General features: G+C 60.0%; 17 protein-coding genes. 7 read left to right on the forward strand and 10 right to left on the reverse strand.

Annotated features, from left to right (window positions below):
• Positions 1–4: 4 nt before the first annotated feature.
• On the reverse strand, positions 5–1303 hold the full coding sequence (preA, locus tag AB4874_RS03425; protein WP_368390942.1) for an NAD-dependent dihydropyrimidine dehydrogenase subunit PreA: 1299 nt from the start codon (positions 1301–1303) through the stop codon (positions 5–7).
• Between the two features lie 3 nt (positions 1304–1306).
• Entirely contained in the window at positions 1307–2650 is a 1344-nt protein-coding gene (locus tag AB4874_RS03430) for an NAD(P)-dependent oxidoreductase (RefSeq protein ID WP_368390943.1), read from the reverse strand.
• A 291-nt stretch (positions 2651–2941) separates the two neighbouring features.
• On the opposite strand from AB4874_RS03430, the gene accB reads away from it, so the two are divergent.
• Positions 2942–3424, forward strand: a complete 483-nt coding sequence (gene accB, locus AB4874_RS03435) for an acetyl-CoA carboxylase biotin carboxyl carrier protein (protein WP_368390944.1) — start codon at positions 2942–2944, stop codon at positions 3422–3424.
• 10 nt (positions 3425–3434) lie between these two features.
• On the forward strand, positions 3435–4778 hold the full coding sequence (accC, locus tag AB4874_RS03440; RefSeq protein ID WP_295536123.1) for an acetyl-CoA carboxylase biotin carboxylase subunit: 1344 nt from the start codon (positions 3435–3437) through the stop codon (positions 4776–4778).
• 46 nt (positions 4779–4824) lie between these two features.
• On the opposite strand, the gene AB4874_RS03445 is transcribed toward accC, so the two are convergent.
• Complete coding sequence (locus AB4874_RS03445; RefSeq protein ID WP_368390945.1) at positions 4825–5535, reverse strand: methyltransferase domain-containing protein; 711 nt, start codon at positions 5533–5535, stop codon at positions 4825–4827.
• Between the two features lie 70 nt (positions 5536–5605).
• Between AB4874_RS03445 and aat the strand changes: the two genes are divergently transcribed.
• Positions 5606–6244 carry a leucyl/phenylalanyl-tRNA--protein transferase gene (gene aat / locus AB4874_RS03450; RefSeq protein WP_368390946.1) on the forward strand — a complete coding sequence of 213 codons (639 nt, stop codon included), beginning with the start codon at positions 5606–5608 and terminating at the stop codon, positions 6242–6244.
• Here aat and AB4874_RS03455 read toward each other — a convergent pair.
• From AB4874_RS03455 to uraH, 7 genes are all read right to left on the reverse strand, one after another.
• Positions 6208–6621 carry a DUF2155 domain-containing protein gene (locus AB4874_RS03455; RefSeq protein WP_368390947.1) on the reverse strand — a complete coding sequence of 138 codons (414 nt, stop codon included), beginning with the start codon at positions 6619–6621 and terminating at the stop codon, positions 6208–6210. The two genes, aat and AB4874_RS03455, sit on opposite strands and share 37 nt — an antisense overlap.
• Positions 6618–7076 carry an outer membrane lipid asymmetry maintenance protein MlaD gene (mlaD, locus tag AB4874_RS03460; RefSeq protein ID WP_295536133.1) on the reverse strand — a complete coding sequence of 153 codons (459 nt, stop codon included), beginning with the start codon at positions 7074–7076 and terminating at the stop codon, positions 6618–6620. The genes AB4874_RS03455 and mlaD overlap by 4 nt, the downstream gene beginning before the upstream one ends.
• A gap of 15 nt (positions 7077–7091) precedes the next feature.
• Positions 7092–7466, reverse strand: coding sequence for an NADH:ubiquinone oxidoreductase subunit NDUFA12 (locus AB4874_RS03465; protein ID WP_295536135.1), 375 nt, complete (start codon positions 7464–7466; stop codon positions 7092–7094).
• A 124-nt stretch (positions 7467–7590) separates the two neighbouring features.
• Positions 7591–8856, reverse strand: a complete 1266-nt coding sequence (gene clpX, locus AB4874_RS03470; protein WP_295536136.1) for an ATP-dependent Clp protease ATP-binding subunit ClpX — start codon at positions 8854–8856, stop codon at positions 7591–7593.
• A gap of 116 nt (positions 8857–8972) precedes the next feature.
• A complete protein-coding gene (locus AB4874_RS03475) occupies positions 8973–9602 on the reverse strand; it encodes an ATP-dependent Clp protease proteolytic subunit (RefSeq protein WP_295536139.1) in 630 nt (209 codons plus the stop codon).
• Positions 9603–9853: 251 nt separating this feature from the next.
• Positions 9854–11146: a urate hydroxylase PuuD gene (locus AB4874_RS03480; RefSeq protein WP_368390948.1), complete on the reverse strand. Its 1293-nt coding sequence runs from the start codon at positions 11144–11146 to the stop codon at positions 9854–9856.
• A gap of 105 nt (positions 11147–11251) precedes the next feature.
• Complete coding sequence (gene uraH, locus AB4874_RS03485) at positions 11252–11608, reverse strand: hydroxyisourate hydrolase (RefSeq protein ID WP_368390949.1); 357 nt, start codon at positions 11606–11608, stop codon at positions 11252–11254.
• A gap of 371 nt (positions 11609–11979) precedes the next feature.
• On the opposite strand from uraH, the gene AB4874_RS03490 reads away from it, so the two are divergent.
• The 4 genes from AB4874_RS03490 to AB4874_RS03505 are packed head-to-tail and all read left to right on the forward strand — an operon-like array spanning position 11980 to position 15241.
• Positions 11980–12801: a UDP-2,3-diacylglucosamine diphosphatase gene (locus AB4874_RS03490; RefSeq protein ID WP_368390950.1), complete on the forward strand. Its 822-nt coding sequence runs from the start codon at positions 11980–11982 to the stop codon at positions 12799–12801.
• The gene (locus AB4874_RS03495; RefSeq protein ID WP_368390951.1) at positions 12798–13922 is read left to right on the forward strand and encodes a ceramide glucosyltransferase; all 1125 of its coding nucleotides are present in this window, start codon (positions 12798–12800) and stop codon (positions 13920–13922) included. The genes AB4874_RS03490 and AB4874_RS03495 overlap by 4 nt, the downstream gene beginning before the upstream one ends.
• A gap of 3 nt (positions 13923–13925) precedes the next feature.
• Positions 13926–14501 (forward strand): DedA family protein, encoded by a 576-nt coding sequence (locus AB4874_RS03500; RefSeq protein WP_368390952.1) that lies wholly within the window; start codon positions 13926–13928, stop codon positions 14499–14501.
• Positions 14498–15241 carry a glycosyltransferase family 2 protein gene (locus AB4874_RS03505; RefSeq protein ID WP_368390953.1) on the forward strand — a complete coding sequence of 248 codons (744 nt, stop codon included), beginning with the start codon at positions 14498–14500 and terminating at the stop codon, positions 15239–15241. The genes AB4874_RS03500 and AB4874_RS03505 overlap by 4 nt, the downstream gene beginning before the upstream one ends.
• The last annotated feature ends 30 nt before the right edge of the window (positions 15242–15271 follow it).

Raw genomic sequence — 15271 nt, forward strand, 5'->3', positions numbered from 1 at the left:
CCCCTTATTCGGCGGCGGTGGCCGAAGGGTTGTTGGGATGCGTCGTCCAGTTCGCGTAATCGCCCACCGTTTCCCCGGTGCGCGGATCGACGCTGCCCTTGGCCATTTGCTTCATCTCGATGCACTCGACCGGACAGACCTCGACGCACAGGTTACAGGCCACGCATTCCTCATCCTTGACGGTGAAGACGCGATCATCTGACATCGCGATGGCCTGATGACTGGTATCCTCGCACGCCGCGAAACAGCGCCCGCATTTAATGCAGTCTTCCTGAACGATCTCGGCCTTGGTGACGTAATTGAGGTTAAGATATTGCCAATCCGTCACATTGGGCACAGCCCGGCCCACCAGCTCGGATGTGTTGGTGAACCCCTTGCGATCCATATATTCCGACAGGCCCGAGATCATCTCTTGCACGACCTTGAAGCCATAGGTCATCGCCGCCGTGCAAACCTGCACATTGCCCGCCCCCAGCGTCATGAATTCTGCCGCATCGCGCCATGTCGTGACGCCACCGATGCCTGAGATTGGCAAGCCCGCTGTGTCGAGATCGCGCGCGATCTCGGCCACCATATTAAGCGCAATCGGCTTGACCGCCGGCCCGCAATAGCCGCCATGCGTGCCCTTGCCGTCAATCGTGGGCTCGGGTGCGAAATCATCCAGATCGACCGAGGTGATCGAGTTGATCGTGTTGATCAGGCTGACCGCATCCGCGCCCCCCGCCTTGGCCGCCCGCGCCGGGCCACGAATGTCGGAAATATTGGGCGTCAGTTTCACGATACAGGGCATGCGCGAATGCTGTTTCACCCAACGCGTGACCATCTCGATATATTCGGGCACCTGCCCGACAGCCGAGCCCATTCCGCGTTCAGCCATCCCGTGCGGGCAACCGAAATTGAGCTCAACCCCATCGGCCTCGGTCTCCTCGACGCGCGCAAGGATCGCCTTCCAGCTATCCTCATCGCAGGGCACCATCAGCGACACGATCAGCGCGCGATCAGGATAGTCGCGCTTGACAGATTTGATCTCGCGCAGGTTCACCTCAAGCGGGCGGTCGGTAATCAACTCGATATTGTTGAGCCCCAGTAGCCGCCGATCTGCGCCGTAAATCGCGCCGTAGCGCGGGCCGTTCACGTTGACCACGGGCGGCCCTTCGGAGCCGAGCGTCTTCCACACGACGCCACCCCAGCCCGCCTCAAAAGCGCGCCGGACGTTGTATTCCTTATCCGTGGGCGGGGCCGAGGCCAGCCAGAACGGGTTGGGGGATTTGATACCGATAAATTCGGAACGTAGATCGGCCATCTCTTAGCCCTCCATCAAAACGTGGTGGATGTCTTGCGCGGCGTCGCGCCCTTGCGCCACGGCCGTGACGGTCAGATCCTCGCCCGCATGGGTGCAATCGCCCCCTGCCCAGACGCGCGCAACCGAGGTGCGCCCGGCCCCGTCGACCTTGATCTTGCCACCCGCGACCTCGACATTGGCGGGCGTGTCGCCCAACGTCTGGCCAATCGCCTTAAACACCTGATCGGCGGGCAAACGGAAGGTGGCGTCCGTCATCTCAAGCCCATCCGGCCCCTTGCGGGTATAGGCAAACTCGATCTCTCGCACCGCGCCGTTGCCATGAATGGCGATCGGGGCGGCGTTCTCGATGATGGTCACGCCATGGGTCAGCGCATGTTCCTGTTCGTGCAGGCTGGCGGGCATTTCCCCGCGCGAGCGACGATACACAAGGCTGACATTCAGCGCGCCCAGCAGTTTCGATTGCACTGCCGCATCGACCGCCGTCATACCGCCGCCAATTACCACCACATCGCGCCCAATCGGCAAGCTGGCAAGATCCGAAGCCTGACGCAATTCGGCGATAAAATCCGTCGCAGGGCGGATGCCGTCTTTGTCCTCGCCCTCAAGGCGCAGCGCATTCACGCCTGACAGCCCCATGCCAAGGAAAACCGCATCGTGATCGGCCAAAAGATCGGCCAGATCGCCATCGCCCTTGCGGCCCAGCTGCCAGTTCTCGACCGCGGTGATGCCGCCAATCTGCACCAGCCATGCCACTTCGGCCTGCGCGAACCCGCCCGGAGCCTTGTAGCTGGCGATCCCGTATTCGTTCAGCCCACCGGGCTTGTCATGGGCATCATAAAGCGTGACCTCATGGCCCAGCATCGCCAAACGATGCGCGGCCGCCAGACCCGCAGGCCCCGCGCCCACCACCGCAACCGATTTGCCCGTGCGGGGCGCGCGCGAAAACGGGTGGTCTTGCTTGGCCATCAAAGTGTCGGTGGCAAAGCGCTGCAACGCGCCGATCTCCACCGGCTCGCCCTCAGAATCCATACGCACGCAGGCACCTTCGCACAGCGTCTCGGTCGGGCAAACGCGTGCGCACATCCCCCCCAGAATATTTTGTTCAAAGATCGTGCGCGCGGCGGCCTCGGGCGTGCCGGTCGAGATCTGTCGGATGAAGAGCGGCACATCAATCGAGGTCGGACAGGCCTCCATGCAGGGCGCGTCATGACAGAAATAGCACCGATCAGCCGCGATACGCGCCTCTTGCGCACCGAGCGGAGGCGCGACATCGGCGAAATTTGTACAGTAACGTTCAGGATCAAGCCGGCCTGGCACGATCCCTTCGGTGAGCTGGCTATGTGACACTTGCGGGCTCCCTTGTCATTTTCCCTGTACCTACGCTGCCACAGCCAAGAATTTTATCAAGTGGTAAAATATGCCGCGCCGCGGCAGCGGGTGGTTTTGACCGCTGAGCCCGGAAATTGGGCAGGATATATTTGCCCTGCCCATTTTCCGGGCATTCAAGTTTTCGCGACTGCTTCCCCCCGCGCAACCCGTTGCGGCTTTTCACCGCGCCACACCTCGCGTATAACCGCCTACGACAAGCTAAGGCCCCGACAGAACGGGCCATTCGTGAAAGCACCCCTTGAGGATCGCATGACCAAAGACACCCGAGATAATGACGTCGCCTTCATTCAGGCCCTGGCCGAACTTTTGAACGCAAACAAACTGACTGAATTGTCGGTGACACGCGATTACGGCCCCGATGACAGCCTTAAGGTGCGCGTGGCCAAGCAGGTGAATGTGGTTCAGCAAGCGCCCGCCCAAATGGCCGCCCCCGCCGCTGTGCCCGCAGCCCCCGCGCCAAGCGACGCGGCCCCGGTGACCAACGATCCCGCCGATCATCCCGGTGCAGTGGCCTCGCCGATGGTTGGCACGGCCTATATGTCGCCCGAACCCGGCACCGCCGCCTTCGTCAAACCCGGCGATCAGGTCAAAGAGGGTCAGACCCTGATGATCGTCGAGGCGATGAAAACGATGAACCATATTCCGGCCCCGAGATCGGGCACGGTGAAACGCATCCTCGTGGATGATGGCCAACCGGTGGAATTCGGCACGACCCTGATGATCATCGAGTGAGGGCGCGGATATGTTCGACAAGATCCTGATCGCCAATCGCGGCGAGATCGCGCTGCGCGTCATCCGCGCCTGCCGCGAAATGGGGATCGCCTCTGTCGCGGTCCATTCCACAGCCGATTCGGACGCGATGCATGTGCGCATGGCCGATGAATCCGTATGCATCGGCCCGCCGCCCTCGGCGCAAAGCTATCTTTCGGTGCCCGCAATCGTTGCCGCCTGTGAAATCACCGGCGCGCAAGCGATTCATCCGGGCTACGGGTTCTTGTCGGAAAATGCCGCCTTCGTGCAGGTTCTGGAAGATCACGGCATTACCTTCATCGGCCCCTCCGCCGCCCATATCCGCATCATGGGCGACAAGATCACCGCCAAAGAGACCGCCAAAGCCCTTGGCATTCCAGTGGTTCCGGGCTCTGCTGGCGGCGTTCCCGATGTCGAGTCGGCGAAGAAAGAAGCCGCCGCGATGGGCTATCCGGTGATCATCAAGGCAACGGCTGGCGGTGGCGGGCGCGGCATGAAGGTCGCCCAGGACGAAGCCGCATTGGAAAGCGCGTTTCGCACCGCGCGCGCCGAGGCGAAATCGGCCTTTGGCAATGACGAAGTCTATATGGAGAAATATCTCCAACGTCCGCGCCATATCGAGGTGCAGGTGTTTGGCGATGGCAAGGATCGCGGCGTCCATCTGGGTGAGCGCGATTGCTCGCTGCAACGGCGCCACCAGAAAGTGTTCGAAGAGGCCCCCGGCCCCTCCATCACCCCCGAAGAGCGCGCCCGAATCGGTGGCATTTGTGCCGATGCGATTGGCAAAATGGGCTATTCCGGTGCAGGCACGATCGAGTTTCTGTATGAAGACGGCGAGTTCTATTTCATCGAAATGAACACGCGCTTGCAGGTCGAACACCCTGTCACCGAGGCAATCTTTGGCGTCGATCTGGTGCGCCAGCAGATCAAGGTTGCTGCCGGTGAACCAATGGAATTCGAGCAAGACAAGCTCTCGATTCGCGGCCACGCCATTGAGGTGCGCATCAACGCCGAAAAGCTGCCGAATTTCTCGCCCTGCCCCGGCAAGATCACCCATTATCATGCACCCGGTGGCCTTGGCGTACGGATGGATAGCGCGCTCTATGACGGCTACACGATCCCGCCCTATTACGACAGCCTGATCGGCAAATTGATCGTGCATGGGCGCGACCGCCACGAGGCGCTTCAACGTCTCAACCGCGCGCTGGGAGAGTTGATCGTGGATGGTGTGGACACGACCGTGCCGCTGTTCAACGCGCTGCTGGCCGAGCCCGATATCCAAGCCGGGAATTACTCGATCCACTGGCTCGAAAAATGGCTTGAGAAGAACCTCTGAGCTTCGCTAGTTAACTTGAAAGCGCCCCCGATCCGGGGGCGTTTTTCTATTTCGGAATCAACAAGCAAGTGCCGCGTCGTTTGGCCTGATCGGCAGCGCGATAATAGTCGCCGATAAATTTGCGCTTGCCCGGCCCGATCTCGTTCCAGTCAATCCAGTGGCAATCGTAATCCAGCACATCCGCCATCGCCTCCATCGCCGGAAAGGACGGAATGCCGATGAGCGCCTTTTCCTGCCCTTCGATCTGGGGGATGGAGTTCAACTCGTTATCCGTGCGCTCGCGCACCAGCATGATCACCTGACCGGGGCGCTGCGCAAATTCGCTATCCACGATCACCAGTTCCGGGCCCAGTTTGCGCACCAGTTGGAACAGTCGAAAATGATCCATGACGTGATAGAGGATGCCCAAAACCCCAACGACATCAAAGCGTTCCCCAGCGTCGATCAGCTTTTGCATACCGTCGTAAATATCATCGCAAATCAGCCGCACCTTCTCGCGCAGATGCGCACGGGGGAATTCCTCAAAACGGTCGATCAGTTCCTGACGCCCCTCGATTCCCACCACCTCACGCGCACCAGCCGCCGCAAACGCATAGGCCCAACGCCCGTCATGCGCCGCTAGATCCAGCACCCGTTTGCCCGCAATTTGATCCTCCAGCGGCTTGATGATCATCTTGTGGCGCAGGTTCATCCGGTCCACCGTGCCCGGATCATCCGCATACCGCCCGATCTCGGGCAGGAAATCATAGAAACCCATATTTGCGCTCGGCCTCGCTCTGGTTCATCTTGGGGGGACCCTAGGCGTAACGGGAAAACCGGGCAAGAAAATGACGGACAGATTGAGCGCGCAAATTTTGCTGTCAGGCTACGCGCAGGGCATCTTTCCAATGGCCGAAAGCCGCGACTCCACGCAGCTTCATTGGTTCGATCCCGCGCTGAGAGGAATCATTCCCTTGGAGAATTTCCACATTTCGCACTCGCTAGCGAAAGAAATTCGGCGCGCAGATTTCACTATTTCAACAAACCACGCGTTTCGGGCCGTGGTCGAGGGCTGTGCGGATCGCAGCGAGACGTGGATCAATGGGCCGCTTTTCGCGCTCTATGACGAGCTGCATGCGGCAGGCTTTGCCCATTCGCTTGAGGTCTGGAGTGGCGCCACTCTGGTCGGTGGTATTTTCGGTATCACGCTTGGCGGGGCATTTTTTGGCGAAAGCATGTTTTCGGCGCGTCGTAGCGGGTCGAAAATCGCAATCGCCTTTCTGGTGGATCGGCTGCGCGAGGCGGGGTTCTCGCTATTTGACACGCAATATATAACACCGCATCTGGCCAGCCTGGGCGGCATCGAGGTGCCCCGCGAGGACTATCGCACGCGACTTGCCAAGGCACTATATCAAAGCGCCGATTTCAACGCGCCGGAAACGCCGACGCCTCAGTTGCTTGTGCAGCGCACCACCCAGACGTCATAGCGCGGATGATCCAGTGCCGAGAGCGCCGGGCTTGAGGCGATCATCCAGCCCGAAAAGTCTGGTTTGGGCTTGGCCGGTTCGGTGATCGTCAAAAACGCATAGGCATCCGAGGACGGGTCATCAATCGGATAGCGGCATTCCCGCAAGGTAATGGAAATAAACCCGAATTTTACCGTCTGCCCGGTCTTCATCTCGATATTCGATGTGGTGCCCGCCACTTTATCAAGCCCGCGCAGCATCGCGCCGGTGCCATCGCCCAAGCCACGCGCCGGTTCAGCCTGCGGAATCTGGTCATCGGGAGTCGCGTTAGGCAGCAATTCTTGCGCCCTCGCCAGGCTGGGCAGCAACATCAATGCTATGATCATCGCGCGCATCATTGCGCCCCCTCCGGCGCAGTGCCGCCCGCGAATTTCAGCATCAGATTGAGCACCGAGACGGCACTTTGCGTATCCAAAATCTCATCACCCGGCTTGAGGTCATCCATCGCGCCGCCGGGGATCAACTCGATGTAATTGCTCCCCATCAGCCCGTCTTGCGTCACCGCAATCACCGTATCCTCGGGCAGTTTTACAGTGTCTTTCAGTGCAATCGTGGTGTCGGCGAAAAAGGTCTTGGGGTTCAGCGCCACATTGGTCACCGTGCCCACTTTGACCCCCGCGAGCCGCACATCGGTGCCCGCAATCACGCCCCCGATCGAGCGGAAAGAGGCATGCAGCGGATAGCTACCGCCCTCGGGGCCAAGCCCGATTCCTCGGCCGGCCCAGACCAGAAAGCCCAGCGCCACGACCAGCACAGCGGCCCCGGTCACGATCTCGGTGCGGTTCTCAGCCATTGCTGCCCCTTGCGATTATTTGGGTTGCCACGCCTCGTAGTCGCGCCGCTCCACCGGTTGCGCCAACCGGATCGAGCCGGGGGGTACATAGGCGGCAGAGGTTCCCGTGTGGTTTTCCTGATGCGGCTTTTCCCACGGCTTATGGGCAAAAGGCTGCACGGTTGGCGGTTCATCATAGGTGAAATGCATCCAGCCATGCCAATCCGGCGGGATACGGCTCGCCTCGATCACACCGTTATAAATCACCCAGCGTTTCTTATCATCGCGCGAGTGATAATAGATGTTGCCCTGCTCATCCTCGCCGACCTTCACGCCTTTGCGCGCCGTGAACAACTGCGTGCCAAACGTCTGACCGTTCCACCAGGTGAGAAGTCGAAGCAGGAAATTCATAGGACACCCTCCGTGATCCGTCCTGACCGTTATATCCTTTGGCGCGCCAAGGTCCAGTAGCGCCGGGCGCAAAAACCAAAGGCGAGCCGAAGCCCGCCCTTGCAAATTCTATCCTTTGACGGTGTCAGCTGGCTGACTTACCCTCTTTTTTGCTTTCAGCGTAGATCAGCAACGGCTTGGCATCGGCTTGGGTGACCGCCTCTTCGTTGACCACCACCTCTTCGACATCATCGAGGCCGGGCAGTTCGAACATCGTATCAAGCAAGATATCTTCCATGATCGAACGCAGACCACGCGCCCCGGTTTTCCGCTCGATCGCGCGTTTGGAAATCGCGACCAACGAATCATCGGTGAAGGTCAGCTTCACACCTTCAATGTCGAACAGGCGTTGATATTGCTTGACCAAAGCGTTCTTCGGCTCGGTCAAAATCGTCACCAGCGCCTCGGCATCCAGATCGGTCAGCGTTGCAATCACAGGCAAACGGCCAACGAATTCCGGGATCAGGCCGAATTTCAGCAGATCTTCGGGTTCGAGATCCATAAAGATCTCGCCCACACCGCGGCTGTCTTTTTCCTTCACATCCGCGCCAAAGCCCATTGCCGAGCCCTTGCCGCGCTGTGCGATGATCCGGTCGAGACCGGCAAACGCGCCACCGCAGATGAACAGGATATTGGTCGTGTCCACTTGCAGGAATTCCTGCTGGGGATGCTTGCGCCCGCCTTGCGGAGGCACCGAGGCGACCGTGCCTTCCATGATCTTGAGCAAGGCCTGCTGCACCCCTTCGCCCGAAACGTCGCGGGTGATGGAGGGGTTGTCGGACTTGCGCGTGATCTTGTCGACCTCGTCGATATAGACGATGCCGCGCTGCGCCCGCTCGACGTTATATTCGCTCGATTGCAGCAGCTTGAGGATGATGTTTTCCACATCTTCCCCGACATAGCCCGCCTCTGTCAGCGTCGTCGCATCGGCCATCGTGAAGGGCACATCCAGAATGCGCGCCAGCGTTTGGGCCAACAGCGTCTTACCGCACCCTGTCGGGCCGATCAGCAAGATGTTGGATTTCGCCAGCTCAATATCGGTTTTTGTGCCGTGATTGAGTCGTTTGTAATGGTTATGCACCGCAACCGAGAGCACGCGCTTGGCGTGCATCTGCCCGATCACATAATCATCCAGAACCTTGCAGATATCGCGCGGCGTGGGTACGCCATCGGTGGATTTCAGCCCCGCCGATTTCGTTTCCTCGCGTATGATATCCATGCACAGCTCGACGCATTCATCGCAGATGAACACCGTCGGGCCCGCGATCAGCTTGCGGACCTCATGCTGGCTCTTGCCACAAAACGAGCAATAGAGCGTGTTCTTGCTGTCTGATCCGTTCGAGTTCGCCATCTATAACCTCTACGCTGCCCGGCCGATCCGGGCTGTTTCGGGGGGCTGTCCTACCAGACTAGGACAGCCCACCCGCCACCTCAATGTCAAATTCGCGGATCAGTTAAGCCCCGCAATCACTTTTCACCTTCGCTCGTGACGCGATTTTCCAGAATCTGGTCAATCAGACCCCAGGATTTGGCGTCTTCGGCCGACATGAAATTATCCCGTTCCAACGCGGCTTCGACAGTTTCGTAATCATTGCCCGTATGTTTGACATAGATTTCGTTCAACCGCCGCTTGAGCTTTTCGGTCTCTCGCGCGTGAATCATGATGTCGGTCGCCTGACCCTGATACCCGCCCGAGGGCTGGTGGACCATCACGCGGCTGTTGGGCAGCGAGAACCGCATGCCCTTTTCGCCCGCCGTCAGCAGAAGCGAACCCATCGAGGCCGCCTGCCCGATCACCAGCGTCGAAATCTTGGGTTTGATATATTGCATCGTGTCATAGATCGACAGGCCCGAGGTGACGACGCCACCGGGGCTGTTGATATACATAGCAATTTCCTTGTTCGGGTTTTCCGCCTCAAGGAACAGAAGCTGGGCGCAGATCAGCGTCGACATGCCGTCATGCACCGGGCCCGAAAGAAAAATGATGCGCTCTTTGAGGAGGCGCGAGAAGATGTCATAGGCACGTTCACCGCGCGACGTCTGCTCGACCACCATAGGCACCAGCGTATTCATGTAGAAATCTTGGGGGTCTTTCATCGAGATGCCCTTCCTGCGTGTCTTTGGAAAATCCATAGCGTCAGTTCTTTACAGAAGTCTTAGTGACGCGGACAAAGCGCTGCAAGGGCGCGCAAAGATTCCTTTTTTGTCCAGCGCAGTTAATCTGAAGCAAAGACCTGCCCCGCAAACACATCCTTACCGTCAAATTCTTGGCTTACATCATCGCGCGCAACGCGTCCGCGCAGGCCTTTGGGCAATCGCGCCCGCGCCAAAACGCGCCGCAGCCGCCATTACGAATCGCTTGGGGTGGATTTTGGCGCAGTCCCGCCATCCGCCTGCGCCGCCTGCACATACCCTTCGCCGGCGCGATACCATTTGCGGATCGCGGCGCGTTCCTGGGGTTCCATGAAACTCAGATTGCCAGGGGGCATCGCATCGCTTAGCCCGGCTTGCAGGTAGATCTCACGCGCGGCGGCGGCCACTTCGCGCGGGGTCTCAAGATGAATGCCTTTGGGCGCGCGCCCGATGCCGTCGAAACCCGGATCGGTAGCGTGACACATCGAACAGCGCCCCATCACGATATCGCTGACATCTTCAAAGCCGGGTGCGGCGGCAAAGCGCGCCTCGGCCGGGGTTAGCATCGCCATGCCATCATCGTCACTGCCCGCATCCGGCTTGGGGATCGAGGACAGCCAGATGATCAGCCCAAAGATCACCGCCGTCACGCCCCACGTCCACCACGGACTGCCCTTATGGGCGTGATGCGTGTTGAAGAAATGACGGATCGTCACCCCCATCAAAAAGATCAGAGAAGCGATCAACCAGTTGTATTGGCTCGCAAATGCCAGTGGGTAGTGGTTCGACAGCATCAGGAAAATTACCGGCAAGGTGAGGTAGTTGTTATGGGTCGAGCGCTGCTTGGCGATCTTGCCATATTTCGGGTCGGGTGCCCGCCCCGCCTTAAGATCGGCCACCACGATGCGTTGGTTCGGCATAATGATCAAAAACACATTTGCAGTCATGATCGTGGCGGTGAACGCGCCGAGATGCAGCAAGGCCGCGCGGCCCGAAAACACCTGCGTATAGCCCCAAGCCATCGCCACCAAAATCACATACAGCCCCAGCATCAGGCGGGTGTTATCCTCGCCAAAGCGCGACTTGCAGATCAGGTCATAAGCGATCCAGCCAAACAGCAACGAGCCCGCCGAAATCGCCACCGCCTGCCAAACGCTCAGGTCCATCACGCGCGGGTCAATCAGGAAAAACTGCGCCTGCATCCAATACAGCAGGATCAACATCGCAAATCCCGACAACCACGTGCCGTAGCTCTCCCATTTGAACCATGTCAGGCGGCTTGGCATCTGTTCCGGTGCGACCATGTATTTCTGGATGTGGTAAAACCCGCCGCCATGCACCTGCCATGCGGCCCCGGTCACGCCTTTGGGCGCACCGGGTTCCGGCGTCAGCCCAAGATCAAGCGCGATGAAATAAAACGACGAGCCGATCCACGCGATCGCGGTGATCACATGCAGCCAGCGCACCGCAAATTGCACCCATTCCATCCAAAACGTGTAATCCATCATGCGTCCCTCATTTGCGCCAGAGTTTCCCCAAGCCCGCCCAAAGCGCAAGCCAACCCGCCGCGTCAACGCGCGAAAATTGCGCCTTTGCCCACAAACAGGGCGCGTTTAGCTGCCGCGATAGGTCGAATAGCCATAGGGCGACAGCAGCAGGGGCACATGGTAATGCGCCTGCGGATCGGCCATGCCAAAGCGGATCGGCACCTGATCGAGAAACAGCGGCTCTGCGCCCGCCTGCCCGCTTGCGCGCAGATAGTCCCCGGCGTGAAAGACCAACTCATAGCTGCCGGGCTCAAAGTCTTCAGCGGGAAAGATCGGACTGTCGGTGCGGCCATCGGCATTGGTGGTCATCTCGGTGATCTGGGCGCGCGCATCGCCAGAAAGGCGAAACAGAACAATGCGCAACCCCACGGCCGGACAGCCACGCGCCGTATCAAGAACATGTGTCGTCAGATATCCCGCCATGATCACCTGCAATCCTTTTTCAAAGCCACATTCACTATGTCCCGCACGCCCCGCCAATGACAAGTTACAGAATGCTCACCGGAAGTTGCGCCCTTGCGAACACGCTTTTGCTTGATCGCAGGGGCGTGAACCCCACCTGTCATAACAGTTGAATAAATCTGTCATCCCGCCGTTACGCTTTGCCGTCATCCGGGGTGTGTCAATGTAATTGCGAGTGCCATGCCCAGTTCGACCGCCATTTTTGCGCCCCCATGCCTGCCCCACCCCGGCAGGGTGAACACGGGTCTCAGATCACGGATATGCGCCTTCGTCATCTCGGCGGGCGAACGGGTCAGTTTTTCAAGCCCCTGTTGCCAACTCGGAGCCGCAAGATGACCGTCCCCAGCGTCCCAGCCAAACCCAGTCGCCACCTTACACAGTATCGCACGCTGTTCTTGTCGGATTTCCACCTTGGCTCACGGGGCTGTCGACCTGGTCCGATCCTTGACTTCCTGCGCGCAACCGACGCCGAGACGATCTATCTGGTGGGGGACATTCTTGATCTGTGGCACGGCGGTACAGTGCAATGGACAGGGGCGCAGACCGAAATCATGCACGAGCTGGAACTGCGCGCGGCACGCGGCACGCGGGTGGTGTATCTGCCGGGCAATCACGACGCCTCGATGCGCGGCCCCGGCATGAGTTTTCTCAATTTCGAACTGGCCGAACGGATCGTGCATCACGGCGCAGACGGGCAGCGCTATTTGGTCATTCATGGCGATCAATGCGATGTACGGTTCCTGCGCTGGCATGCGATGACGCGCTTTGGCAGTCGCATGGATGCGCTGTTTCGCGGGCTTGATGCGTGGTTGCGCCGCCGGATGGGACGTTCGGAGACAGAGCATAGCGTAATCGAACTGGCGATTGCGGGCGTCAACCGCCTGTTGAGGCGCGGCGAGCGCTACGAGCGCCGCCTCACCACGCTTGCCCAGCGCGCCGATACCCATGGCATCATTTGCGGCCATTCGCATAAACCCGCGCTGCGCGATCTGGGCGGGCTGACCTATGCCAATTGCGGCGATTGGGTCGACAGCCTGACCGCGTTGTGCGAAGATCACTCCGGCGCGCTGCAACTGCTGGAATGGCGCGCCGAACGCCATGCCCAGCCCATTCTGAACGCCGAGAAACCGGCCTTGGCGAAGGTACGTGTATGAGTATTCTTGGCCTCATCCTAATCGGTTTTGTGGCGCTTACCGTCGCGATCCATCTCATCACCTCTGCGATGGCAGCTTTGCGCAGCCTGCGTCCGGCCCGCCCGACCCCGACCCAACTGCCCAAGATCGCGCTGCTGCGCCCGGTTTGCGGTGTCGATCCCTTTGATCGCGAAACGCTGGGCTCGTCCTTCAATCTCGATTACCCCGATTACGAGGTGATCTTCTGTGCCCCCTCCAAAGCCGATCCGGCCTGCGATCTGGTGGCCGAGTTGATAGCGCAAAACCCCCATGTCAAAGCGCAGCTTCTGACGGGTCTTGATGCGGTATCGGGCAATCCCAAGCTGAACAACCTGCACAAAGGCTTGGCCGCGACCGATGCGCAATGGCTGGCGATGACCGATAGCAACCTATTGCTTCCGCAAGATTATCTGCAACGCCTACTGGCAGAGTGGCGCCCGGGCACCGGGCTGGTATCCGCGCCCCCCGTGGGCATTCGCGCCAGCAATCTTTGGGGCGCCATCGAGGCTGCATTTCTCAACACCAATCAAGCGCGCTGGCAATTGGCTGCCGATATGCTGGGCTTTGGCTTTGCGCAGGGCAAGACCTTGTTCTGGAACCGCGACATCTTGATGAAAGGTGGCGGGTTTGGCGCTTTGGGGCGCAACATGGCCGAGGATGTCGCCGCAACCAAACTGGTGCGCGATCAAGGACTGCAGGTGCGCCTGGCCCGCCATCTGTTTGCGCAACCGATCGGGACGCGCGCCCCCCGCGCGGTGTGGGAGCGTCAACTGCGTTGGTCGAAAGTGCGCCGCGACGGGTTCGTCTTCATCTTCGCAGCCGAAATCGCGCAAGGTCCGGTTCTGCCCTTTGCTGCCGTCATCGCGCTGGTTGCAACCGGGACATGGCCCGCGCTGACATTGCCCGGCCTGTTTTTCCTGTGGTATGGCGTGGAATGGGCGCTGTCGCGGGCTGCCGGCTGGTCGGCAAGCTGGCGCGATCTGGCGGCGTGGATGATCCGCGATGCGATGTTGCCCGCGCTCTGGCTCGCCACCTGGAAAGACCGCCGCTTCACGTGGCGGGGCAATGAGATGTCACATCACGAAACCTCCACGGGCGCATAAATCATGATCGGACTGGAGACGCTGACCGTTTTGATGGCCAAGCACGGGCTGGCGGTGATCGCCCCGGTTGCGGTGCTCGAAGGGCCGATCGTGACGGTGATCGCAGCTTGGCTGGCCAGTCAGCATTTGTTCTCGGTCTGGAGTGTGTCGGCCGTCGTCATTCTGGCCGATCTGGTGGGCGATATGGGGCTGTATGCACTGGGGCGATGGGGCCTGCACCGCCTGCCCGCCCGCTGGCGCGACAAACTGGGGCTCAATTCCGAGCGGCTGGAACGCAACGGGCAGCACTTTCGCGACAAAGGCGTGCGCACCTTGCTGTTTGGCAAATGGACCCACTCTGCGGGCGGGCCGGTGCTGGTGGCCGCAGGCGTCGGGCGGATGAATATCTGGGTTTTCGCGGCCACGAACCTGATCGCGACAATCCCGAAATCGCTGTTATTCGTGGCTTTGGGATACCAACTTGGTGCCTATTACGGCAGCATCGACAGCTGGATCACGCGCGCATCCCTGATCGCGCTCGGGGCGATCCTTCTTGGTGTAACCATCTGGTATTTCAGGAGAAAGAAGCCCCACACATGATCCAGATCAGCTGTATCATCCCTGCCTATAACGAGGCCCCCCGGATCGGTGCCGTTCTAAAGACCGTGCTGGGGCATCCCCAGATCGCGCAGGTGATCGTGGTGGATGATGGGTCAAGCGATGACACCGCGCGCATCGCACAAGACCACCAAGGCGCGCATCCTCATTTGCAGGTGATCCGCCAGCCGCAAAACGGCGGTAAGACGGCAGCCGTGGCCGCCGGGATCGCAGCCAGTTCGGGCAGCCATTTACTATTGCTTGACAGCGACCTGTTGGGGCTATCGCCTGCCGATCTGGGGGCGCTGATCGCCCCTGTGGCGCGTGGGGAGGCGGACGTCTCGATCAGCCTGCGCCGCAATGCACCGCGCATCTGGCGGCTGATCGGGCTCGATTACATCTCGGGCGAGCGGGTGCTGGAGCGCGCCGCTTTGGCCAGTCAACTTGATCAACTGAATGCGCTGCCGCGGTTCGGGCTGGAAGTGTTCATGAACCGGCTTTGGATCGCGCGATCTACGCGCATCGCCGTGGTCGCCTGGCCCGGCGTCGACAGTCCGATGAAACACACGAAACTGGGCAATTGGCGCCAAGGTCTTACGGCGGATGCCAAGATGATGCGCGACATTTTCCGCACCATCCCACCCCAACATGCCCTGCGCCAGATCCTTGCCATGCGGCGGTTGCGCGTCGCCGATCCGCCCCAACCCGAACCACAGCCGCAGACGGAACGAAACCCGCGCTAGGGGGTTAGGTCTGGCAATCACCCAATCCGG

The organism is Thioclava arctica (assembly GCF_040892615.1).
In the GTDB taxonomy this organism is placed as follows: domain Bacteria; phylum Pseudomonadota; class Alphaproteobacteria; order Rhodobacterales; family Rhodobacteraceae; genus Thioclava; species Thioclava arctica.

Bases quoted from the DNA above. Each gene is read 5' to 3' on its own strand.
- AB4874_RS03490 (WP_368390950.1), top strand. From the start codon at position 11,980: ATGACCGTCCCCAGCGTCCCAGCCAAACCCAGTCGCCACCTTACACAG.
- aat (WP_368390946.1), top strand. From the start codon at position 5,606: ATGACGGACAGATTGAGCGCGCAAATTTTGCTGTCAGGCTACGCGCAG.
- preA (WP_368390942.1), bottom strand. From the start codon at position 1,303: ATGGCCGATCTACGTTCCGAATTTATCGGTATCAAATCCCCCAACCCG.
- AB4874_RS03500 (WP_368390952.1), top strand. From the start codon at position 13,926: ATGATCGGACTGGAGACGCTGACCGTTTTGATGGCCAAGCACGGGCTG.
- AB4874_RS03475 (WP_295536139.1), bottom strand. From the start codon at position 9,602: ATGAAAGACCCCCAAGATTTCTACATGAATACGCTGGTGCCTATGGTG.
- mlaD (WP_295536133.1), bottom strand. From the start codon at position 7,076: ATGGCTGAGAACCGCACCGAGATCGTGACCGGGGCCGCTGTGCTGGTC.
- uraH (WP_368390949.1), bottom strand. From the start codon at position 11,608: ATGGCGGGATATCTGACGACACATGTTCTTGATACGGCGCGTGGCTGT.
- AB4874_RS03445 (WP_368390945.1), bottom strand. From the start codon at position 5,535: ATGGGTTTCTATGATTTCCTGCCCGAGATCGGGCGGTATGCGGATGAT.
- accB (WP_368390944.1), top strand. From the start codon at position 2,942: ATGACCAAAGACACCCGAGATAATGACGTCGCCTTCATTCAGGCCCTG.
- AB4874_RS03465 (WP_295536135.1), bottom strand. From the start codon at position 7,466: ATGAATTTCCTGCTTCGACTTCTCACCTGGTGGAACGGTCAGACGTTT.
- clpX (WP_295536136.1), bottom strand. From the start codon at position 8,856: ATGGCGAACTCGAACGGATCAGACAGCAAGAACACGCTCTATTGCTCG.
- AB4874_RS03495 (WP_368390951.1), top strand. From the start codon at position 12,798: ATGAGTATTCTTGGCCTCATCCTAATCGGTTTTGTGGCGCTTACCGTC.
- AB4874_RS03455 (WP_368390947.1), bottom strand. From the start codon at position 6,621: ATGATGCGCGCGATGATCATAGCATTGATGTTGCTGCCCAGCCTGGCG.
- AB4874_RS03480 (WP_368390948.1), bottom strand. From the start codon at position 11,146: ATGATGGATTACACGTTTTGGATGGAATGGGTGCAATTTGCGGTGCGC.
- accC (WP_295536123.1), top strand. From the start codon at position 3,435: ATGTTCGACAAGATCCTGATCGCCAATCGCGGCGAGATCGCGCTGCGC.
- AB4874_RS03505 (WP_368390953.1), top strand. From the start codon at position 14,498: ATGATCCAGATCAGCTGTATCATCCCTGCCTATAACGAGGCCCCCCGG.